This is a genomic window from Pseudozobellia thermophila, assembly GCF_900141855.1.
In the GTDB taxonomy this organism is placed as follows: domain Bacteria; phylum Bacteroidota; class Bacteroidia; order Flavobacteriales; family Flavobacteriaceae; genus Pseudozobellia; species Pseudozobellia thermophila.
The window spans coordinates 255676-278400 of sequence record NZ_FQYU01000001.1 but is presented as its reverse complement, the minus strand read 5'-3'; the positions used below and the strand labels follow the sequence as shown (position 1 = coordinate 278400).

17 protein-coding genes are annotated in these 22725 nt (G+C 48.3%); 3 read left to right on the top strand and 14 right to left on the bottom strand.

Going from position 1 to position 22725, the window contains the following annotated elements; all coding sequences use genetic code 11:
* Window positions 1-89: 89 nt before the first annotated feature.
* The 11 genes from BUB37_RS01215 to BUB37_RS01155 all read right to left on the bottom strand — a co-directional run bounded on the left by BUB37_RS01215 (window position 90) and on the right by BUB37_RS01155 (window position 12574).
* Complete coding sequence (locus BUB37_RS01215; RefSeq protein WP_072987184.1) at window positions 90-1985, bottom strand: SulP family inorganic anion transporter; 1896 nt, start codon at window positions 1983-1985, stop codon at window positions 90-92.
* A 222-nt stretch (window positions 1986-2207) separates the two neighbouring features.
* Window positions 2208-2837: a carbonic anhydrase family protein gene (locus tag BUB37_RS01205; protein ID WP_072987179.1), complete on the bottom strand. Its 630-nt coding sequence runs from the start codon at window positions 2835-2837 to the stop codon at window positions 2208-2210.
* 265 nt (window positions 2838-3102) lie between these two features.
* Complete coding sequence (locus tag BUB37_RS01195) at window positions 3103-3399, bottom strand: hypothetical protein (protein ID WP_072987171.1); 297 nt, start codon at window positions 3397-3399, stop codon at window positions 3103-3105.
* 58 nt (window positions 3400-3457) lie between these two features.
* Window positions 3458-4216: an SH3 domain-containing protein gene (locus tag BUB37_RS01190; RefSeq protein ID WP_072987168.1), complete on the bottom strand. Its 759-nt coding sequence runs from the start codon at window positions 4214-4216 to the stop codon at window positions 3458-3460.
* A gap of 33 nt (window positions 4217-4249) precedes the next feature.
* Complete coding sequence (locus BUB37_RS01185; protein ID WP_072987165.1) at window positions 4250-6031, bottom strand: BatD family protein; 1782 nt, start codon at window positions 6029-6031, stop codon at window positions 4250-4252.
* Window positions 6031-6888, bottom strand: a complete 858-nt coding sequence (locus tag BUB37_RS01180; RefSeq protein WP_072987162.1) for a tetratricopeptide repeat protein — start codon at window positions 6886-6888, stop codon at window positions 6031-6033. Before BUB37_RS01180 ends, BUB37_RS01185 begins: the two co-directional genes overlap by 1 nt.
* Window positions 6889-7935 carry a VWA domain-containing protein gene (locus BUB37_RS01175; RefSeq protein ID WP_072987159.1) on the bottom strand — a complete coding sequence of 349 codons (1047 nt, stop codon included), beginning with the start codon at window positions 7933-7935 and terminating at the stop codon, window positions 6889-6891.
* Window positions 7936-7949: 14 nt separating this feature from the next.
* On the bottom strand, window positions 7950-8948 hold the full coding sequence (locus BUB37_RS01170; RefSeq protein WP_072987156.1) for a vWA domain-containing protein: 999 nt from the start codon (window positions 8946-8948) through the stop codon (window positions 7950-7952).
* A 1-nt stretch (window position 8949) separates the two neighbouring features.
* Window positions 8950-10533: a BatD family protein gene (locus BUB37_RS01165; RefSeq protein WP_094766492.1), complete on the bottom strand. Its 1584-nt coding sequence runs from the start codon at window positions 10531-10533 to the stop codon at window positions 8950-8952.
* Between the two features lie 77 nt (window positions 10534-10610).
* Window positions 10611-11477 (bottom strand): DUF58 domain-containing protein, encoded by an 867-nt coding sequence (locus BUB37_RS01160; RefSeq protein WP_072987149.1) that lies wholly within the window; start codon window positions 11475-11477, stop codon window positions 10611-10613.
* Between the two features lie 95 nt (window positions 11478-11572).
* Window positions 11573-12574 carry an AAA family ATPase gene (locus BUB37_RS01155; RefSeq protein WP_072987146.1) on the bottom strand — a complete coding sequence of 334 codons (1002 nt, stop codon included), beginning with the start codon at window positions 12572-12574 and terminating at the stop codon, window positions 11573-11575.
* 315 nt (window positions 12575-12889) lie between these two features.
* On the opposite strand from BUB37_RS01155, the gene BUB37_RS01150 reads away from it, so the two are divergent.
* On the top strand, window positions 12890-13645 hold the full coding sequence (locus BUB37_RS01150; RefSeq protein WP_072987125.1) for an SDR family NAD(P)-dependent oxidoreductase: 756 nt from the start codon (window positions 12890-12892) through the stop codon (window positions 13643-13645).
* 190 nt (window positions 13646-13835) lie between these two features.
* Window positions 13836-14972, top strand: a complete 1137-nt coding sequence (locus tag BUB37_RS01145) for an ATP-binding protein (protein ID WP_072987122.1) — start codon at window positions 13836-13838, stop codon at window positions 14970-14972.
* A gap of 2 nt (window positions 14973-14974) precedes the next feature.
* Here the strand turns inward: BUB37_RS01145 and BUB37_RS01140 are convergent, their stop codons facing one another.
* The 3 genes from BUB37_RS01140 to BUB37_RS01130 form a co-directional block, all read right to left on the bottom strand.
* Window positions 14975-15928 (bottom strand): carbohydrate kinase family protein, encoded by a 954-nt coding sequence (locus BUB37_RS01140; RefSeq protein WP_072987119.1) that lies wholly within the window; start codon window positions 15926-15928, stop codon window positions 14975-14977.
* 232 nt (window positions 15929-16160) lie between these two features.
* Window positions 16161-17972 (bottom strand): RagB/SusD family nutrient uptake outer membrane protein, encoded by a 1812-nt coding sequence (locus BUB37_RS01135; RefSeq protein WP_072989625.1) that lies wholly within the window; start codon window positions 17970-17972, stop codon window positions 16161-16163.
* Window positions 17973-17988: 16 nt separating this feature from the next.
* Window positions 17989-21195 (bottom strand): SusC/RagA family TonB-linked outer membrane protein, encoded by a 3207-nt coding sequence (locus BUB37_RS01130; protein WP_094766491.1) that lies wholly within the window; start codon window positions 21193-21195, stop codon window positions 17989-17991.
* A gap of 336 nt (window positions 21196-21531) precedes the next feature.
* Between BUB37_RS01130 and BUB37_RS01125 the strand changes: the two genes are divergently transcribed.
* The gene (locus BUB37_RS01125) at window positions 21532-22668 is read left to right on the top strand and encodes an SPFH domain-containing protein (protein WP_072987116.1); all 1137 of its coding nucleotides are present in this window, start codon (window positions 21532-21534) and stop codon (window positions 22666-22668) included.
* Window positions 22669-22725 lie beyond the last annotated feature (57 nt).

Below are 22725 nucleotides of genomic sequence, written 5' to 3'. Positions count from 1 at the left end.
GAACCTGATTTTGCTTTACACCGTACATTTCAAGTAAAAAAGGCCCCGATAATTTCGGGGCCTTGTAACTTCAGGGGCGTTTTAATGGCCTACTCGATTACGGGGGCCGATTCGATTGCCTTATGTCTGTCCTTCACGTTTTCCTTTACCCAGGCAAGGCACTGGTCAAAATCGGTAAAGATGTGCTCTTCGGGAATCAATTTGGGAATAACGTTTACCCGCTCCATCATATACCTTGGCTGCGGAAGCACGTTTACCAATAATATGTTCATGCCCGACTTTTTTAAATCGATCAAAACATCTTCGAGGGTATAGAGGCCCGATTGATCCATATACTGCATACGTCCCATTCGTATAATTACCGTGGATGCCGTTCGCGGTATTTGATCGGCCAATTGTTGGAATTCGCTTGTCGATCCAAAGAAAAGCGGCCCTTTCAGGTGCTTTATAAACACCTCTTCCTTTAGATTTTGGGGAAAATTGGCCTCATCGGCCCAACCTTCTTCTTTTTCGAGGGGTTTTACATCAGAGCGTTCGGCGGTAAGGTCGCCCATTTTTTTCATGAACATGAGCGATGCGATGACCAGGCCGACCCCCACGGCATATACCAAATTCCATATAGAGGATAGTACCAATACAATTAGCATTATCACAACTTCGGAGCTGAGCTTGATGGGCCCCAGGCTGATATCCTTTGGCAAACTGGGTATGGCCTTAAGTCCTTTATAGTCCATTACACCGATACCTACGGTGACCAAGATCCCGGCGAGTACGGCGGCGGGAATCTGCGAGGCCACGGGCCCCAGGGCCAAGAGAATAATGAGCAAAAGTACCCCGGCCACCATACCCGAAAGTTTGGTTTTGCCACCGGCATTTATATTTACTACGGTTCGTATTGTGGCACCGGCGCCTGGAATTCCGCCAAAGATTGCCCCTATACTGTTACCGATACCCTGCCCTATCAATTCCTTATTGGGTTTGTGCTTGGTCTTCGTCATATTGTCGGCCACTACCGATGTCAAAAGGGAATCTATGGCACCGAGCAGGGCCAAGGTCAGCGCCGTAAACACATAGGGTGAGATGGCACCTAACTCGAATTCGGTAAAGATGTTGAGGTTCGGTACGGGAAAGCCACTGGGGATCTGTTCTATGGGTCTGTAGTCCAATCCGAAGCCATAAGCGACCCCCGAAACGACGATTAAGGCCACAAGGGCGCTGGGAATGGCCGTGGTAATGCGTTTAAAGCCATAAATAATGACAATGGTCGATAAGGCAAGGATGAGTTCGAGCCAGTTGATGTTCTGCAAGGCCCTGGGCAAGACCTTAATGGAACCGATTACCCCCGAAGCTTCGGTCTGGGCAAGGGTTCGGGCCTCTTTCATCATATCTTCCTCGGTGATGGCCCCCGCGCGACTTATGGTTTCTTCAAAGTCTTCGAGAACCAAGATGCCTTCACCGGCTTCTTCCTTTAAAATATTTTCCAAGATAATTTCTTCGGCCATGGGCTTGAATTGGTTGACGAATTCCTCATCTTCCTTTGGGTAGTAACCGAGGGCGGGCAAGATTTGCGTAACGAGGATGATGACCCCAATGGCCGTCATAAAGCCCGAGACCACCGGATAAGGTATATATCTTATGTATTTACCTATGCCGAGAAGACCGAGTCCGATTTGCATGAGTCCTGCCAAAAGGAAAATAAGGAGAATCGCGGGCAGGGCCTTTTCGAGACTACCGTCGTACAAGGCCACTATACCGGCAATAACCACCATACTCACAGCGGTCATCGGGGCGGTGGGCCCGGAAATTTGGGTGCTCGTACCACCAAAAAGGGCGGCAAAAAAACTAATGAAGATGGCGCCGTAGAGTCCTGCACTTGGGCCCATTCCTGAACTTACACCAAAGGCCAGGGCCAAGGGTAGGGCTACGATACCTGCGGTAATGCCTCCAAATAGGTCTCCTTTAAGGTTTGAAAATAAATTTTTCATAATAGTCAAGTTAAGTTTTTAAGTAAGGTATGCAGAACGTAAATATTGGTGCCCGATGCGGGCAAACACGATGTACGGTTTCTGTATATGTGTGTTTTTAGAGTTGAATTTGATTTCTACCCCTTCAGGGTTGAATTTTGACATGTATGTGATTGCACGACCCAACCCCTTTTTTACCATTCGGGGTACTAGTGGCACAAATAGGTGTTGGGACGCTTCCATTTATTCGAAGAAAGTTACCTCGCCATTGCTTATATCGTACATACCACCTATGATAAGGATCTCGCCATTTTTTTCCATTTCGGCAAGTAAGGGACTTTCTTTGCGGATACGTTCCATGGTCAACATAACATTTTTTTCGGAAACCTTGTCGACAAACTCGAGGTTTTGGGAGTTTCTTAGATTTTCGTCCGCGGGTTCCTTCACGCCCTCTACGGCCGGTTCCAGTTTGTTGATCAAGGCGGTGAGGTTGCCCATGCGCGCGTGGTCGCAGGCTCCTTTGATGGCTCCGCAACTGGTATGGCCCAAAACGACCACAAGTTTGGTGCCTGCCAGTTTGCAGGCAAATTCCATACTGCCGAGAATGTCCTCATTGACAAAATTGCCTGCGATCCGGACACTGAAAATATCTCCTAGCCCTTGGTCGAAGACCAGTTCTGCGGACACCCGTGAATCAATACAGCTCAAAATGGTGGCAAAGGGAAATTGCCCTTCGCGGGTGTCGTTTACCTGTTCGAGCAGGTTGCGATTGGCCCTCAGGTTCTGAAGAAAGCGCTTGTTTCCTTCTTTTAGAAAGTCCAGGGCCTTTTGGGGTGTCATTGTCGCTTGTGTTTCTTTTGTATGTGCTTTCATAACTTCTTATGTACTTCTTTATGGGTTGTAGATTTAATGGCCCTCGATAGGCACAGGGGTGCCCCGAGTCTTGTTCTGCCAAATTGCTGTTTACTATCGATCTTGCCGAATTTGTTGTTCGGATATTTTTCCAAGATTGCTACTATTGAATAAATTACGCCTTTTTTTATGAAAAATAGGGGATTAGGGATGTAAAACCCAAGGCGTACCGGCCTAACCAAAGTTCAAAGCTCGGCAATAGTATGAAACCGGAAAAAGGAAAGGGCTATAAGTTGTACTCGGGAGGAGGGGAAAGTACTTCCAAGGTGTGGTCAAGACTTGAAAAACGGTGGTAATCCCCGATTTCAGGCCTTAGGGAAAAGTTCGTCAGTGCAAAATCCAAGATATGGTGGTCTACGAATTTTTCTTCTGCTTGTGATTTTTTCCCCGATTCTTGCTGTTCCTCTTCGTTCAGGTTGTTGACCACTATGGCATTGTCCGTATCATATAGCGTAATAAGGCTAGGTGCGGTAATCGCAAACAGCCATAGAAGCAATAATGTTACTCGGTAAATGCCTTTCATAATGGGTAATAAGTTACAAATATAACGGCATAAGGCCCGATTCTTTGTTAAGGAAGTTCTAAAAATCTTTAACTAGTTTAATATCCTCGGCAGGAATCCACCCCGTGGTACCGTCGGCAATTCTTATTTTTTTCCACTCATTGAGCCCTTCGATTACGTTGACCTTGGTTCCCTCGTGAAGGGAAAAAGCTTCTTGGCTTCTAAGGTTGGGCTCCGATTTAACACTGCTCTCGCTGGCAAAAACTATCGCGGGCTGGTCGGCCTTGAACTTGTTGTACTGTAGAAAAGCAAAGACCATTGAAATCGCCGAGATGAACAGGGCGACCATACTGGTTATAAAGGCCAAACGTTTTCTGAACGAATATTGAAAGAAGTAGAAGGCGATGTAAAGGAGCACAAACAGAATCATAAAGACAACGGCGGTGTAACCCCATTGGTCAAAGGAAAAACGGCCCACTACGCTTTCGTAAATTTTCGACAACCCGGTTTCGGGCATCGTTTCTATGGCGTCCAAGGTCATGTTCCGGGCGTAGGCCAGGTTGTTCTCAATTTCGGGATCATTGGGTTTTAACAACAGGGCCTTTTCGTAGTAATAGATACTGGGCGCTATTTGATTGAGTTTGTAGTAGGCGTTGCCGAGGTTATAGTATAATGCCGCGGAATGCTCGCCATTGTCGAGTATTTCGAGATAGGCGTCTATGGCATTTTGGTACTCGCCTACATTGTAGGCCTCCGTGGCCTGGTCAAACAGGGCTTCGTTCTGTGCGGAAACAGTGAACCCAAAAAGAAAAAGTACTATGTAGATCAAATTTTTCACAGGGCTGTACCTTAAATTATGGTTTATATCTTTTTACAACTGCTTGTCCAATTGCGAAATCACTTCACTGGCCTTATCGTAATCTTGCTGCATTTGAACGTCTGAAAACGGGCTGTAACGTGCCATCTCGCAATTTTTTAATAAGGCTATAAATCCGTCCGATGTACCTTGGTCAACTTGCTTCTCGGCGAGAAGCGAGGCTATCTTGTCTTTGCTGAACTCCGACGTTTCTATTTTCAACTTCGCCTTCAGATAGTTGTGCAAGGCCTTCTCGAGGGCGATATAGAACCCTTCTTTGTCGCCCAGTTCTTTTTTCGCCTTTGAAAGGTATTTTCGCGCCAATTTGTTGGCCCGGCGAACACGGTTGCCTACGACATCACTGGCGATCGCTTCGCGTTTTTTGCCAAGGGCGATGGCCACGGGAATCAAGAGCAGGGGCAATAACAGCCATAGATAGAACCTCGTCGACCCAAAGAAATAATTGGTGCCTATGGCCCTTAGGTCGGGCTTGAGCTTGATAAAGTTAAACTGGTCGCCCGTGGTCACCACCCTTTTGGCGCCTGCGTTGCCGGGCAGGTTGGCCACGGCCGAATTTACCGGGCCTTCTTTTACATTGATAATGATTTCATCGGAACTCAAGGTCTTATAGGTTTCCGAAGAAGGGTCGAAGTAGGAAAATGTGATACTGGGTATGGGGTACTTGCCCTTGAACGAGGGTACGATGGTGTAGCTGTTGCTCACCTTGCCCTGTGATCCGGAAAGTGTGGTACGCACGTTTTCGCTGAATTCGGGGTCGTATACCTCCAATGAACCGGGCAGGTCGGGTTCCGGTAGTTGAAAGAGCTTTAAATTGCCCTTGCCGCTGACCTCTACGATCGCCTGCAAGGATTCGGAGGCGTTCAAGGTGGTCTTGCTGGTGCTTACCGAAAAATCAAAGTTTCCTACGGCACCGCCATAGTTCGCCGGTTTGTTTTTTTCCGGAAGTGGCTTCACGTTGATCGTACGTCTTCCTGCCGACACCGTTTTGTTGGTTTGTGAATAGATCCGGCCTCCAAAAAAATCCCGTTTTGTCGTAGGTACGTCTACCGTCACGTCCAAGGATAAAGGTTCTATTTCCAATTTGCCCGATTTCTGCGGATAAAGTACCACGCGCTTCAATACGACGTAGCGATAGGGCTTGCCCTTGTAGGTCCCGTTTTCAGCCGATAAACGGCGTACGGGAATGTCTTGGCTCCAGAAGTTGTTGTACTTCGGATTGTCCAAGGGCTGGTAATTCGAAACACTGATGGAAGGTGCAACGTATAATTTGTAGACCACGCTAATGGCCTCGTTCAGGTAGGGGTTGGTCTTCGAGACCTCGGCGACGAGGTGCAGGCCTTCGTCGGCCACATCGTCTATGGTCATTTGATCGCTGGGCTTATCGACCGCTGCGGTAACTTCTACCTTTCGGGGCAGGGACTTGTAGACCTTTCCATCGATAACGATGGTCGCCTGCTTAATGGTAAACTCTCCCCTTGCCGTAGGTGCCAGGGTGTACGAATAGGTCTTGGAGTAACTGCGTACCCCGTTGATCCACGAAGAGCTTATAGACTGCGAAGGCCCCATTAACACGCGAAAACCTTCAAAATCGGGAGGGGTGAAATTGTCCCCGTCCTTGTTCATCGTAAAATCTACGCGCAGCCGCTCGTTGATGCCCAGCTTGTCCTTACTGAGCTTCATCTCAAATGTAATGGCGTCATCGTCTTGGGCATAAGTGCCCAAAGCGGCGATTGCCACCATAAAAAAGGTCAAGATATTTTTAAACATCAGGGTCATTACCAATCTTTTTCATTTTTAACCTTTACCCCTTTCACTTTTTGGGCATCGATTTTTTCCTGAACTTTTTTCTCTTCGTTTTGCATGGCTTCCAACAAATTCTGGATCTGTTGCTTGCTCAGCTGATTTGGACGGGGCTGTTGGGGCTGTTCTTGCTCGTCTTGGTCGCCTTGTTCAGGTTTTTTCTCCTGTTCTTTTTTCTCATCGCCGTCGCCCTCCTTGTTTTCGTCCTTTTCCTGGTCGTTTTGATCGCCGTCCTCACCTTGGTCGCCCTCGTCCTGCTTGTCCTGGTCCTTGTTCTCGTCTTCGTTGTCCCCTTCTTTCTTATCCTCGTTCTGGTCTTTTTGGTCCTGTTGGTCTTGGTTATCTTGGTTGTCTTGGTTTTGGTCGTTTTGCTCCTGTTCCTTTTTGAGCATTTCCTTGGCCAAGGCTAAATTGTAACGTGTTTCATCGTCTTTTGGGTTGTTTCTAAGGGCTTCCTTATAAGCGTCTACCGCTTTCTGGTACTCCTTTCTTTTCATGAACACGTTGCCCATATTGTGGTAGGCCCTGTGCTTGTCGGCCTTGCTCGTTGCCAGCTCTCCGGCCTGTTTGAACCGGCCGAAGGCCTCACTGTACGTTTCTTTGTTGTAGTACGCATTGCCCAGGTTGTAGGGGGCCGCCGCATTGTCACTGCTTTTGGCTATGGCCCGGCGATAATCGGCCTCGGCCGCAACGAAATTATCTTCGGAAAGCTGCTTGTTGGCCCGCCATGTAAGGTCTTTAGACTCGGAAAGCGCTTCTGCCCTTTCCTTATCATCCTCTTGGGCAAAAGAAAAGGAGGCAATAAAAAACAGTATAAGAACCAGGTTTTTCATTTATTCTTCGAGCTTTTCGTTAAACAGGTTCAGCTTTTTCAACCAAGTCGTTTTTTTGTCCAAAACGAATATGTCTAAAAATAGGAATAATAGGGCTATGCCCAAAAACCATTGGAACTGATCTTTGAACTCGGCGAATTGCTTGGACTCGAATTCCTTTTTGTCCATTTGAAGCAGTTCCTCCTTTATCGTTTCAACGGCCTTTTCGGTATTGGCCCCGTCGATATAATGGCCATTGCCCTCATCGGCAATGTCTACCAGTACGTCTTTGTTCAAGCGGGTAATGACCACTTCGCCTTGAGCGTCCTTTTTCAGGCTTTCCACCACGCCGTTGCGTTTGATCGGGATGGGCGCTCCCTTGGCTTGGCCCACGCCGATGGTGTAAATTCGAATGCCTTCTTCCACCGCGTTTTCCACGGCATCCAGGGCCGCCCCTTCCGAATGGTCTTCCCCGTCGGAAATGATAAAAAGTACGCGATTGGTCTGCTCGTCGTCGTTATAAAAAGTGGTGGCCAATTCAATGGCTTCATTAATGGCGGTGCCCTGGGAGGTAAGCATATCGGTGTTCATGCTCTGCAAGAACATTTTTGCGGCTCCGTAATCGGTGGTAATGGGCAACTGCGGAAAGGCCTGTCCGGCATAGGCGATAATGCCTATTCGATCGCTGGCCAGCTGGTTGATGATTTCCGAGACCAGCCGTTTTGCCTTCTCGAGACGGTTGGGGGCGATATCCTCGGCCAACATACTTTTCGAGACGTCTACGGCAAAAACGATATCCACGCCTTCGCGTTTGACGGTTTCGAGCTTGGTGCCTATCTTGGGGTTGACCAGCCCCAGAATCAAAAAGCTAAGGCCCAACAGAAAGAAAATCAATTTTAAGCTCGACTTGAACCGCGACCTGTTGGGTGTAATTCTCCTCAACAAAGACAGATCGGAGAATTTGCGCTGTGTTCTTTTCTTCCAGATCTGCAATAATATGAACAGCACCACGATTACCGGTATAACCGCCAAGAAGTAAAAGTATATTTTTTCGTCGAACTGTATCATGTTGGTCTATACAACTAAATAAAACTTCGGAAAAGGGTGTTTCTTAGCAACCATTCCAACAAGAGCAGTGCTCCTGCCAAAAGAACCCAAGGCCTAAATTTTTCCTCGTATTTATAATATTTAAACTCCTCTATTTCGGTTTTCTCCAGTTTGTTGATCTCTTCGTAGATGGCTTCCAGTTTGTCGTTATCGGTGGCCCTGAAATATTTGCCCCCGGTCACTTTTGCGATATCCTTTAAAAGGTCTTCGTCGATTTCGACCTGGCGCATTCCGTACCGGAACGATCCATCGGCGTTGTAGGCGATCGGCGATAAGGCATTTCCATTGGTGCCCAAGCCAATGGTATAGGTCTTTATTCCGAATTCTATGGCTAGATCGGCCGCCGTTTGGGGTTCGATAAAGCCGGAGTTGTTCACCCCGTCGGTAAGCAGGATGATTACCTTACTGGAGGCCTTGCTTTCCTTTAACCGGTTGACCGAGGTGGCCAGGCCCATGCCTATGGCCGTACCATCGTTCAATTGGCCGTAGGTGATTTCGCGAAGCGATCGCAGTACGATCGACTTGTCGCTGGTAATGGGCGTTTTTGTAAATGCCTCGCCTGCATAGGCGACAAGGCCTATGCGGTCGTTGGGCCTCTCTTTTATAAAATTGGCGGCCACTTCCTTAAGCGCCGAAAGGCGGTTGGGCCTTAGGTCGCGGGCCAACATACTCGACGACACATCGATGGCCATGACAATATCGATGCCCTTGGTGGTTTTCGTACGTGTCGAGATGTCTTCGGTCTGTGGGCGCGCCATGGCCGTAATTATCGCGGCAAGGGCCAAAAGGCGCATAGCGAACAAGGCGGGCCTCAACCGGGGTAGGATGCCCGGCTTTCCGAAACCTTCAATGGTCGGAAGCTTTAACGATGCCGACTGCTCGTGCCTTTTGTAGAAATACCACAGCACGGCCAAAGGAAGCAGCAATAGCAACCAAAAGAACTCGGGGTTGGCAAATGATATATTCTCTAGCATCCTATACGTCGGTTTTTACTTCCAGTGTTCGTTGAATTCGTTCGACTATTTTTTCGGCGTATTCGTCACCTTCCAACCAAGTGAGGATCACCTGTTGTTGAAACCCTTTTCCGCCGAACAGCAATATGCTGTATTTCCCCCTTACGAGCTCGTCGGATTCGGGTACGGCAAATTGGCCGCTTCCGTAGACCTTTATCCCCTTTACCCCGCTTACGGTGGTAAACTCTTCCTGTTTGGTGATGATGTTCTTGGCACCCTTCCTTTCCAGGTCTTCGATAAACATTTCCACCGATTGTTCAAAGTTGGGCTCTACTTGCTGGGTGAGGGTGGTCGAGGTCGTGCCCACGGTGAACAGGGCCTTGCTGTTGCGGTACATGAAGATCTGCAGGTCTTGGATGTTCGCCTTCATGTCCGGGGTCAGCTTTACGTCCTGCCGTATAAGCACCTCGGGCGTTTCCATACTTATGGGCGGGTATCCGTAGGTGCTGGCCACCCATTCCCCTTCCAACAGTTTTTTGGTAGGGTGCCCCAAAACGGTGTCCTTTACATAGTCGAAGCCGTAATAGGCAATGGATGCGCCCGTGGTAAGCACCAAGAGGGCCAAGGCCGCGAGGCCTGCCATTCTCCATTTCTTTCGCTGTTTTTTCAGGGCGAGCTCTTCTTGGTATTCGGCCTGTTCCATAAGTTCCTCCTCCGTAGGCTCGGGAAGGGCCTCGTGGGTTTTGGTCACAATTTCCTCAATGGCCTTGCGGTCGTGTTCGGCGACCGTGGTGTCAGGTTTTGATTTGGCGAACTTCACCAGGTCGGCCGTTTGCAGAATGCGCTTGAATTGCTGCAAGGTACCGTTGTCTATTTGCAGTTCGCCCGCATCGCGCAGCATTTCTAGTTTGGTAATGAGCTCGTCGGTCGTGCTCTCCAAGGCTGTTATATTGACATCTTCCTCTAGGTACGATCGGACAATGTTGGTAAGCTCGGAGTAGTACTCCTTGTATTCGTCTTGAATAAGGTATTTGGAGTTTTCCAGTTTTTTCAACTCCATCAGGGCCCTGTCATAGGGCGGTAACAGGGCGACCTTTTCTTCTTCTGACAAGGGTTTTTTCCTTAAAAAGAACCACCACGCGAGCCCACCCGCCACCACGAGGGCCAATAAAATGCCCAAAAGCCATTTCCAGAGCCCGGAATTGCCTTTTTCTACCTCGATAAGCGGTTTTATGTCGTACATCTTTTGGGCCAAGGTGTCGACGGGCACATCGGCCACTTTAATTTGGGTAGAATCCGTAAAATAACCTTTCCCGTTGATTTCGATGCGTTGCGCCGGAAGCTTGTACAGGCCCGAATCGAACTGGGTAAGGGCATAGATTTTTCGAAGGGTCATTCGGTCGGCCTTGATGGCCGTATCGGTTTCAAAGGCTTCCACGGTTTCCAAGGGAGAGAAGGTCTGTCCCTCGGGAAAGATTACCTGGGCCAAGGTATCGGTCTCAACGGTTACCGTAAAGTTGATTTGTTCTCCGATCTTGATCGTGGTCGTGTCTACACTTGAACTTATCTTGGGCTGTGTTTGTGCGTATGACCCGGCAGTCAGCATCAAAATACACAGTACAAAATATACTCGCCATTGCAAAGCCTTTCGGGGGCACCGTATTTTTAGTCTTGGATCCTGCATCAACCTCTACGCTTAAAATAACCCAATAATTTTTTCACATAACTTTCGTCGACACGGCAACTGATAACCCCGCACCCCGATTTTTTAAATGTTTCCATAAAATAATCCACATGTCGGCGGTAGTATTTTCCGTAGTTTCTTCGAACGCTTTTTGACTGTGTGTTCACCAGGCGCACGGTGCCGGTCTCCGCGTCCATCACTTGCACCATTCCCAAATTGGGGATGACTTCCTCCCTTTCGTCGTAGACCCTTATACCGGTAAGATCATGCTTGTTTCCCGAAATTTTAAGCGTCTTTTCATAATTTTCGGTAATAAAATCGGACAATACAAAAACAATGGCGCGTTTTTTCATGACGCTGCTCAAAAACTTGAGCGCTTCGGCCAAATCGGTCCGGTTGCTCTTTGGCCTGAATTCCAGTAGCTCTCGAATAATACGAAGTACGTGGCTTTTTCCTTTTTTCGGGGGAATGTACAGTTCGACCTCGTCGGAAAAGAGGATAAGTCCAGCCTTGTCGTTGTTCTGCAAGGCGGAAAAGGCCAGAGTGGCCGAAATTTCGGTGATGACCTCCTTTTTGAATTGGTTGGTGGTTCCGAACATTTCCGAACCGCTGACATCGACCATTAGCATCATGGTCAGTTCGCGCTCTTCTTCGAAAACCTTGACGAAGGGTTCGTTGTACCGTGCGGTAACGTTCCAGTCGATATTTCTAACGTCGTCGCCGAACTGGTATTGCCGCACCTCACTAAAAGTCATGCCACGCCCCTTGAAAGTAGAGTGGTATTCCCCTCCAAAAACATGATCGGAAAGACGGCGTGTCTTAATCTCGATCTTTCGTACTTTCTTAAGAAGCTCTTTGGTATTCATGTTTCAGTAAAATGCGCTTAGCAAACAGGTCTTTGCCCGGGTTCGGCCACGTTGGGTCCCTGAGCGGATACTATAATCGGTCAACGGTCGGTTGTTTAGGGTACTTCGATCTCGTTAACAATCCTGTTGATGATTTCCTCTGAAGTAATATTTTCGGCCTCGGCCTCATAGGTAATACCGATCCTATGGCGGAGCACATCGTGTACGACGGCCCGGACATCCTCCGGCACCACATAACCGCGACGTTTGATAAAAGCGAAGCATTTGGCGGCGTTGCCCAAGTTGATGCTCCCCCTTGGCGAGGCCCCGAAGCTGATCAATGGCTTTAGGTTCTCAAGATTGTATTTTTCGGGATATCGGGTGGCGAAGATCAGGTCGAGGATGTATTTCTCGATTTTTTCATCCATATACACCTCTTTGACCGCTTGCTGGGCGCTCAATATCTGTTTTAGGGTAACTACGGGCTTAACGGTCTCATAGGCCCCCAAGAGGTTTTGGCGCATAATCAATTGCTCCTCGTTCATTTTCGGGTAGTCGATAACGGTCTTGAGCATAAAACGGTCTACCTGGGCCTCGGGCAGAGGGTAGGTTCCCTCTTGCTCTACGGGGTTTTGGGTGGCCATAACCAAAAAAGGCTTGTCGAGTACGAAGGTCTCGTCACCTATGGTCACCTGTTTTTCCTGCATGGCTTCCAATAAGGCGGATTGTACCTTGGCGGGAGCCCTGTTGATCTCGTCCGCTAGGACAAAATTGGCAAAAATGGGCCCTTTCTTGATCGAAAAATCGTTTTCCTTCATGTTGTAGATCAAGGTACCTACTACATCGGCCGGCAATAGGTCGGGGGTAAACTGTATTCGGCTAAAACTCCCTTTTACCGCTTTTGACAAGGTGTTGATAGCCAGTGTTTTTGCCAGGCCGGGAACACCTTCCAGCAAAATGTGCCCCTGTCCGAGAAGGCCGATCAAAAGCCTTTCCACCATGTGTTTCTGGCCTACGATGACCTTGTTCATTTCCAATATAAGTAAATCGATAAACGCACTTTCCTGAGCTATTTTTTCGTTTACCGCACTAATATCAATAGTAGTATTTTCCTCCATATATCTCTACAAATTTCGGTTTGGGTCGGTTGTTTTTGGAATAGAGTGCAAATTGAAAATTTATTCATTGCTGTGCTGTTAACGATTGGTTAAAAAAAAGCGTAAGCCCCTATTTTTGTGAAGTATTTAAGGTATTTATTTATAATTTAACGGCTCTTTCGAAAAGAAAAAATAACATTCAAAAAATAATCGGGACAACCGCGACAAAGAAAAAAGTAAGTCTGGTGATTTTTCTGAATACGCCTAGGCAGCGATTATACCAATCGGGCCATAAGCGGGCCTGAACAAGCTTGATAAACTAAACAATTAGTGGTTATGGATAAAACAGTATTGATTACAGGGGCGACAAGCGGGATAGGAAGGGCGACCGCCATTCTTTTTGCGGTAAAAGGGTATCGCTTGGTCTTGTGCGGTAGGCGTGAAGAACGCTTGGAGGCCTTGAGAAGCGAGCTTGGAAAAAAAACCGAGGTACATGTGCTCAATTTTGATGTAAGGGATAGGGAGGCGGCCTTTTCCGCGATCGCTTCCTTGCCCGGACCGTTTTCCGAAATCGATGTTTTGATCAACAATGCGGGCAATGCCCATGGTCTTGACCCCATTGAGTCGGGCGATCCCGATGATTGGGATGCTATGATCGACATCAACGTCAAAGGGTTGCTCTATGTTTCAAAGGCCGTCGTACCGCGTATGATCGAGAGGAGGTCGGGCCATATCATCAATATTGGATCGACGGCCGGAAAGGAAGTGTACCCCAAGGGAAATGTTTACTGTGCGAGCAAGCACGCGGTAGATGCCCTTACGACCGGTATGCGCATCGACCTCAACCCTTACGGGATTAAGGTAGGAGCCGTAAATCCCGGGGCGGTAAAAACGGAGTTCAGCAATGTAAGGTTCAAGGGAGATGATGCGCGGGCAGATTCGGTATACGAGGGCTTCGACCCCCTGGTCGCGGAAGATATTGCCGAAACCTTGCTTTTTATCGTTACCAGGCCCGCCCATGTGAATATTGCCGACCTGGTGATTACGCCAACGGCCCAGGCATCGGCGACAATATTTAATAGAGAGGGGTAGAATTCCATAAAATGGATGCAAGGCCCCCTTACCTTGATGATTCTTGAAAATTTGTCAAAAATTGTCCAAAATCCGAGGTTGTTCGCTTCCTCGTTTATAAATTCATAACGGGTGAAGCCACAGGCATTGGTTTGGGCTTCAGAAAAACAGATGTTTTATCCAAGAACTTTAAAAAGCCATACCCGATCAAATGATCAATAAACGCCTTCTCGTAAAGAATTTGCTTGCACACAACGACGAGAATAGTTTTTACGATAAAAAACGTTTTGTCAACATTGGGCAGAAGGAGGGGAAGGCCAAGTTTTTGAAGCATGTATGTGCCTTGGCCAACAGCAATCCGACAAGCAATTCGTATATCGTTGTCGGGGTGGAGGACGAAGACAATAAAATCGTCGGGGTCGACTTCTTTGACGACAGTAAGATACAGAACCTCGTCAACGCCTATCTGGACAATCCTCCCTTGATATCCTATGAGAACATACCTTTTCCCCACCTTCCGGAAGGAAAGGTGGTAGGCCTCGTGACCATAAAATCCAATGGCAGGGTCTGTGCCCTACGGAAGAACATTTGGAAATATTACGGTGGGATGGTCTTTTTTCGTGAAGGAAGCATCAGTATGCCCAAGGCCTATGGGGTTGAGTTGAAGGATATCAATTCGGGGAAAGTAGCCGAAATCGAGTTGCATGCACGCAATAATATCGAGCTTACCCTCGATGGGGTTATCGATTTTATAAATAACCGCCACAAAGATCTCGACAGCGATTACAAGGTGTTCAAGGAGCAATTTGTTGTCTGCTGGGGGGGACATAAAAAGAAGGTAGGTGACCAAACCTATTATTCGAGGGTCGATATCGAACTGATCAACGAGCAGGTAAAGCTGTTCTATTCGGCATTGGACGAAATCACCATTTCCTATGACGATAACTCTTTTACCACCGTTGAATATGTGCAGCTGGGCCTAGGCAGGAGGCAAAACCACTACCCCTTGGAAAAAATGGTGATTACGTTTCAAGATAACGGCACCTATCACATTACAAGCGACCTGCTTTTCGAACCTCCCCAATACGACCGAAAAACCTTGCACCACATCTATAACACCAATAATGCCCTGTTGGGAAAACTTGAGGGCCAGATCCCCCTCAACAATCCGGAAAGGGATGATCTGCGGCATTTGCCCGACACCTACCTGATCTGTTATTTAAATGGATTTGAAGACGCAAAGGACCAGATGGAAAAGGCCAGGCCCCTGTTGAAAAGGTATGATACGGGTATTTACCTGTCTTTAAAAGAGGCATTGCGCATTCTGAGAAAGGTCAAATACAGTTAGGGCTATACCTCGTATGCCTGTAGCGCTTCGAGGTTTGGCAACGACGGTATGGCCCCGTAGCCGGTCGTTGTCAGGGCCCCGGCTATGTTCGCTTTTTTGACCATTTTATGGAGCAGCTCATGGTCGTTTAAGATCTCTTCGGCCTTGCCCAAGGTAGAAATTTGATAGAGCAGGCAGCCGATAAAGGCATCGCCCGCCCCTGTGGTGTCAACGGGGTCTACCTCAATGCTCGGTATGGTCGTTTTCATTGTCGGGGTACTTACAAAAGTACCTTCTCCCCCAAGGGTTATGGTTATAATTTGGGTGCCTATTTTATGTAGATGGCCGCAGGCCTTTTCCAAATCCGTTTCCCCTGAAAGCAATTGGGCTTCCTCTAGGCTAAATTTGCACAAGTGTGCCTTTTCTACAAAGGGTTTACATTTTTTAATGAAAACCTCTTCGTTGTTTTTCCATAGGTCGCCCCGAAAGTTGGGGTCGAAACTTATAAATGCATTTTGGGTAAGGGCATCGAAAAAATAGCGCCCGTAGGCTTCCTCTAAATTTCCGCCCAATAGGGCCGTTGCCGCGCCCAAATGGACCATCTGGCCATTAAAGCCTTTTTTTACCTCGGGCAGGTATTTTAATTTTTTGTCGGCGCCCCTACTGAACACAAAATCGCGTTCCCCGTTTTCGGCAAGTGAAACAAAGGCCAAAGTGGTAAAGTATTTTGAGCGTTGGGCAAGGGAAATATCGACATGGTTGGCCTTTAAGACATCGAGCAGAAAAGTGCCAAAAGGGTCGTCGCCCACACAACCGATAAATTTGCTGGACCCTCCCAATTTGGCAATGGCGCAGGCCACGTTTGCGGGGGCCCCGCCAGGTTTTTTGGTGAATTCATTGGCTTTTGAAAGGTCGCTGCCCTGTTTTTCGGCAACAAAATCTATCAGTAGTTCCCCGATGCAATAAATAGTTTTCATAGACCCGATGTTTTAGGGGCGTAAAGTACAGACAAATGTTGTTTCGTACCAAAAATTAAGCGGGGTTTCTAATTTCATCTTTTTCCGGGGAGCAATGGCGGTCGTACGATGTGGGGAGAACTCAATACGGTTTGGCTACATGCCGTTTAAGCTGTCTAGGGGATAGGTTACAAAACAGCGGCCCGTTTATCAGTCGATAAACGGGCCGCTTTACTCAAACCAGGTCCAAGGGTCAATAACCAGGATTCTGTGGTATATTCGGGTTTTGGTCGATTACATTCTGCGGAATAGGGCTCATGTACTGCCGTGGCTCGAACTTTGCCGTGTACTTGACCTCGGGTTCAACACTGTAGGTCCACACACCGGAGTTGTCGGAAGGCACCGTGTTTCTGATTACCATGTTGTGTCTGGCGACTCCCATGGTTTCTTCCTGCTGCATCAATCGCTTGTTGTCGTAATACCTTTTGTTCTCGAAACATAGCTCGACCCTTCTTTCGGTATGGATGGCTTTCCGCATTTCATCTTGGGACAGGCCGGCCGGTAGGTCGGGCAGGTCGGAGCGGTTCCTGATCTTGTTGATGGCATCGTAGACCGTCTGGTCGGGGCCGACCGCTTCGTTCTGGGCCTCGGCGTAGTTCAACAGCACTTCGGCATACCGATATAGCAAATCGTTCTGGCCACTGGCATCGTTGCCGGGTGCGGCATCGGGGTTGAGCCGTTTCTTTTGGTAATACCCCGAGTCCCCTACATCGGAAGAGCCCGCCAAATCGATCTGGTTGGTTTTGTCGGGATTGGCGTAGGTCTCGTCAATCCGGGTATAGATGGTGTCCTGTTCGGGCATCCAGTCCAGTTTGTACGGAGCTCCGTCGTAAACGATAAAGTCATAGAACCTCTTCTCTCTGTTGGCGTAAGGGTTTTGGGGGTCGTAGCCCGAAGTGGGGTCGGTAATGGGTTTTCCGTTGGCCATGGCAAATTGGTCTACGATTTCTTGGGTGGGGTTGTAATTTCCCCAGGTAAGGTATTCGCCCAAAACATAGGTGGGTCCGCCGCGTCTTTCGTAGTTGGATCCCATACCGCCTACATTGGCCACAATTTGACGGTCCCAGATTACTTCTGAATTATACTCGTTCGAGGCCCTCCATAGGTTGGGGAGGTCGTCGAACAATTCGTAGATACCTTCGTATTCATCAATGAATTTTTTGTTGGTGGCCGCAGCGGTGGCCCAACGGCCGACATCGGGAGTGGCAAAGTGGACGAAGTTGCCGGGATCGGGCAAATATGGGGAGCCACTATTGAACAGGGGACTCGCAGCAAAAAGCTCGATCCAACCCTTTAATGCAAGGGCGGCCCCCAAGGTGGCCCTGCCGGCATCGGGGTCGCCGGAATTGTACTTGATCTCTAGGTGTCCGTTATCTACAATGCTTCCCAGTTCACCGGTAATAAAATTGAAGGTCTCCTCGAACGTGGCCCTGGGGGTGAGCAATTCTTCTTCCGTCATCGTGTTCCTGTCCAAGGGTTCGGTCAGAATGGGCAACCCTCCTACATGCATAAAAAATTCGCTGTAGAAATAAGCCCTCAGAAATCGCAGTTCGTCTATCCGTTGGTTGTAATATTCCTCCGAAAAATTGTCCTTGTTGGCCTCGAGTTCCTTAATACCGGTGTTGCACTTTCTAACTTTTTGGAAGAAGGTTTCCCAAGAATAGCCGTTGGTAGGTCCGTGTGTTCCTCCCCATACACCGGTAGTACTCGTTGCCGGGGCTTGGCATATGCCCTGCCTCCAGTTAGACGCGGTATAATAATGGCTTATGTTATAGTCATCGGTATAGTAATCGAGTTGTTCGGCCAACGTGCAGATCCTCGGTATTTCGCTGTAGACGTCGTTGACGAAAATATCGGCATTGCCCTCGGATTGCCACTGGGTCTGGTCGGTGAGTTTCGATTTGTTCTCATTTTCCAAAAAATCTTCCGTGCTACATGAAAGGAATAGCAGTATCGGAACGATGCCTATGGCTGTACGGTAGAATTTAGTTATTGTGGATTTCATAGTATTTTTTTTCTGATTAGAAGGAAACATTCATTCCAAATGATAAGGACTTCATTATCGGATAGGAATTTTCACGATCATCGTATCCTAGTTCGGGATCGATGAAATCAAGCTTGCTGAAGGTCAACAGGTTTTGCCCGGTAAGGGTAAAACCAATGGAAGAAACATTTAATTTCTCGCTTACGCTATCGGGCAGGGTATAGCCCAGGGATGCCGTTTTTAGACGGAGGTAACTGGTATCTACCATCCAAAAATCTGAGGCTTGGGTGTTGTTCGCATAGGGAGACGGGGTTGCCCTTGGGTATTTGGCATTCTGGTTCTCCGGCGTCCACCTGTTGTTAAAGTACTCGTAGGAAGTATTACTTCCGTTATTGGCGAACGGGGAGGTCAGAAAAGTTTGGATATTGATATCGGAATTGGCGGTGCCCTGAAAAAACAAAGACAGGTCGAAGCCCTTATAGCTCACCGCGGTATTTAGCCCATAGGTGGTAGAGGGATAGACGGGCTTTCCGATTACCGTTTGGTCGTTCGAATCGATTTTGCCGTCGGGCACCCCATCCGGGCCGCTTAGGTCGGCATACTTTACATCACCGGGATGAAGTTCTCCGAACTGTTCGATATTGTAACCGTCGGTACTATTGATTATTCCGTCGTTATTGATGTCTTCTGCCGTGGTAAAAAGGCCTAACGACTTGTATCCGTAGGGGGTGCCGAAAGGTCTTCCTACCCTGGTCCGGTTGGGGTTGTCGCGTTCCGCATCGCTCTGAAATACCTCTATCATATTGTTCTCGGCGTAGCTCATGTTGGCATTGATGGAAAGCTGCAGGCCGCTATCCCATACTTTTTGGGTTCCGATGCTAAGTTCAAAACCGTCGTTGTTCATTTCCCCCTTGTTCTCCTGTGATAAGGCCAAGCCGTATTCGACGGGCAAGGTTACCTGGGGTGTCAAGAGCATGCCGGTTCGATCTTCGTGAAAATAATCGAATTCCACGTTCAAAAGGCCGTTGTACATGGTAAGGTCGAAACCTAGGTCAAGTTTTGTCGAAATCTCCCAGGTAATGTTCGGGTTGGGCTCGCTCGTAATACTTGAGCCCTGTACCAAAACCCCGTTGCCATAGGCGTAGGCATTGCCCCGAAGGTCATAGCCCGCTAAATATTGGAATGCGGCCAGGTTGCCGTTTATGTATGGCAGGTTGCCCGATTTACCCCACGAACCCCTCAGTTTAAGGTTGTTCACCTTTGATACGTTCTTCATAAAATTTTCTTCCGATATACGCCATGCGGCCGAAAATGCCGGGAAATACCCCCAGCGTTCTCCCGGGGCGAAGGAATAATGGCCGTCGTACCTACCCGAGGCTTCAACGATATACTTGTCTTTATAGGTGTAGCCCACACGGTATACATAGCCGAGTTCGGAGGCCGTACTCGATGATCCCGCATTGTTATAATCGAGTTTGTCCGAACTGCCCAGGCTAAGTTCGTCGATTTCAATGGCAAAGTTGTTTCTTCGCGTATTGAACCAATCGCTTTTTGTTTCCCTGGCCTCGGCCACGAAGAGGGCCGAAACATTATGGTCTCCAAAAGCCCTGTTGTAATTGATGTACCCTTGGTAGGTGAACTTTTTTTCCCGTGCATTGTTCAGCTGCAACCAAGTATAGGGTTCGCCGTTCCCTTCTTGTTTTGAAATGGCTTCGGTAAACGTATAGGGCTGTTGTGAAAGGTCGATGTTGTGATAGATAAAGGGAACGTGCCAGAGCTTGTCGTTTTCCTGTGAATTGTCGAAGCTGAACACTCCCTTTACGCTTAGCCCTTCAATAAAGGGAAGCTGTTGTTCGAGGTATACCGAGCTGAGCAGGGTATTGTCCTCATCCTTACGGTATCCGTCCGACTCGAGCACGCCCACGGGGGTGTTGGCCGAAGATTCCCCCCACTTGTCCCCTCCGGGGTAGATTAAGGACTGCGTCGGTACGAACTTGTAAAAACTGCGCATTAAATGGGTAGGGTTTTCGTTGGCATCGATTCCATCGGTATTTTCGATCGACCCGTACAAAGACATCCCGACTTTGGTGTTTGCACTGAGATTGACATCGAGGTTCAGGTTGTAGTTGTACCTCTTGTAACCCAAGGGCTCGAAAATACCGCCTTGGTCAAAATAACCTAGGCCTGCATGATATTGAAGGTTTTCGGTTCCCCCGCTTATTTCGGCATTGGTTATTTGTATACCCGAATTTTTTTGGAACAGTTCCACAAAATCGGCATCGGGATACCTATAGGGGTCCTGTTGGTGCAGGCTCGGGTAATTGGCGATCAGGTCAGGGTCGTTCGGAGGTGTCGTGCCATCCGGGTTTAGGTTGTAGTACCCTTCGTTTTGCAGGGCCATATAATCCTGTGCGTTCAGCATATCGGGAAGATAGGTGGGTTTTTGAAAGGCGTACGAGGTGCTTAGGCTGACTACGGGTTTTCCCGATTTCCCTTTTTTGGTGGTGATGAGGATTACACCGTTGGCACCCCCGATACCGAAAGGGGCCACGGCCGCGGCGTCCTTTAAAACGGTAATGGTCTCTATCGAATTGGGGTCGATTTGCCCGATATTGTCCCTTCTGATACCGTCGATTACTACCAGGGGCTTGTTGTTGCCCGTGGTCACGATTCCCCTGACGTGTATGTCGGGGTCGTCATCACCGGGTGTACCGCCATTGGGCCGCATGCTTACCCCCGCCATTCGGCCGGCCAGAGATTGTGTAATGTTGCCGGCGGGAACTTGGGCGATGTCTTCGCCCTTCATGGTACTGATCGAGCCCGTAAGCGTCCCTTTTTTCTGGCTACTGTAACCAACTACAACGATTTCGTCAAGAGACGCGGCATCGGTTACCATGGTGATTTGAACAGAGGTTTGGCCCGCGACGTCCACTTCCTGCGTCTTAAAGCCGATATAGGAAATTACCAAGATCGTGCTGTTGTCCCTTAGCGACAGTTCAAAATTGCCGTCGAAATCGGAAGTTGTCCCCAAAGTAGTTCCCTTGAGAATGATGCTTGCCCCGGGCAGGGGTTGGCCGGTATCGTCGAATACGGTTCCGGAAATTGTTGATTGTTGGAAAGCTGCGGTGGTTTTCGCCTTTGTGGTTTGCAGACCAAAAATGCAAAGCAAAACGGCCAAAGACCACCTTAGGTTATTCAATAAGAATTGAACCCCAAGAAGTGTTGGTTGATGTTTGTTTTTCATACTGACAGAGTCTAAGTTTACGTTGTTGGTTGAATCAATTAACAGGGGTAAACGTAGTTAAAATATTACGAATTGGGAAAATTTTAACGGATATAATTGCGGTTGAAATAAAAAATCACAATTAATGGTCGCGATTTGATATTTTTATTGGATTCTGGGCCAAAGTAAAAAACGCTATATGCCGACGGCTAGTTCGGTTTTAAAATGGCACCCGAATACTTGGGAAGAACAAATGGCGGCTCGCCGGTCTTGATGGAAAGAGCGCTAAAATCACGGGGTACTTTGTTGGCTTTCTAGAAATGCCTACCTTTTTAAAAAAAAGTAAAGTCTTGCAGCATGGATATATTCAATGAAATAAAAAAGAAGTTGAGCCACGAGTTCATCGATATCATCGAGTGGTTGGATGCCACCAACGATACCATAGTCTACCGATTCGAGCGTTATCAAAACGAAATAAAGAACAATGCCCAATTGGTGGTCCGCGAGGGGCAAAAGGCCGTTTTCGTCAATGAGGGCCAATTGGCCGATGTGTTTGGTCCGGGTACTTACACCTTAAATACCAAAAACCTGCCTATTCTGACTACCCTAAAGGGATGGAAGTACGGTTTTGACAGTCCGTTTAAAGCGGAGGTATACTTTGTGAACACCCGATTGTTCACTGACGAGAAATGGGGTACGAAAAACCCGTTCATGCTAAGTGATGAGCGCTTTGGCCTGGTCGAGATCCGGGCCTATGGTACGTATAGCTTCCGGATCGAGGATGCCGGAAAGTTTGTGATCGATGTAGTGGGTACCGACGGCAATTTTACCAATTACGAGATCAACGAACACCTAAAGAGTTTGATCGTTACCCGTTTTACCGATACGGTGGGCGAGGCCAATCTGCCGATAGAACTCTATGCGGCCAATACCACGGAGCTTTCCGACACCTGTCAGGAAGTTATGAAACCCGAATTTGCCAGGGTGGGCATAGAATTGGAAAAATTCTATATCGAAAACGTATCGATGCCCGAAGAGCTGAAAAAGGAAATCTTTGAATACAGCCGCTTGGACAAATTGGATATGGCCAAGCTTTCGCAGTTCAAGGCGGCCAAGGCCATGGAGGCCGCGGCCAAGAACGAAGGCGGTACCGCGGGTGCGGGTATGGGTATGGGCATGGGCTTTGTGCTGGCCCAACAAATGGGCGGTATGATGAACCCGCAAAACACCCAGCCCAACATGGCGGGCCATTCGCCCCAAGGGGCCGTACCTCCGCCGATGCCATCGCCGGTTCTATACTATTATGCGCTGAACGGACAACAGAACGGGCCGGTTTCCATCGATAGGTTAAAGGAGCTTTTTGCAAGTCGTACCATCAATAAGGATTCCTTGGTGTGGAAACAGGGCATGGATAACTGGGCGGCCCTAAAGGATGTCGATGAACTAAAGCCGTTTTTGGGCAGAAATACCCCACCGCCCTTGCCAACGGCATAATAAAATGCCCCGTCACCTTAATCATTAACCTTTGAATTGAAAGCGGCCCCTTCGGTC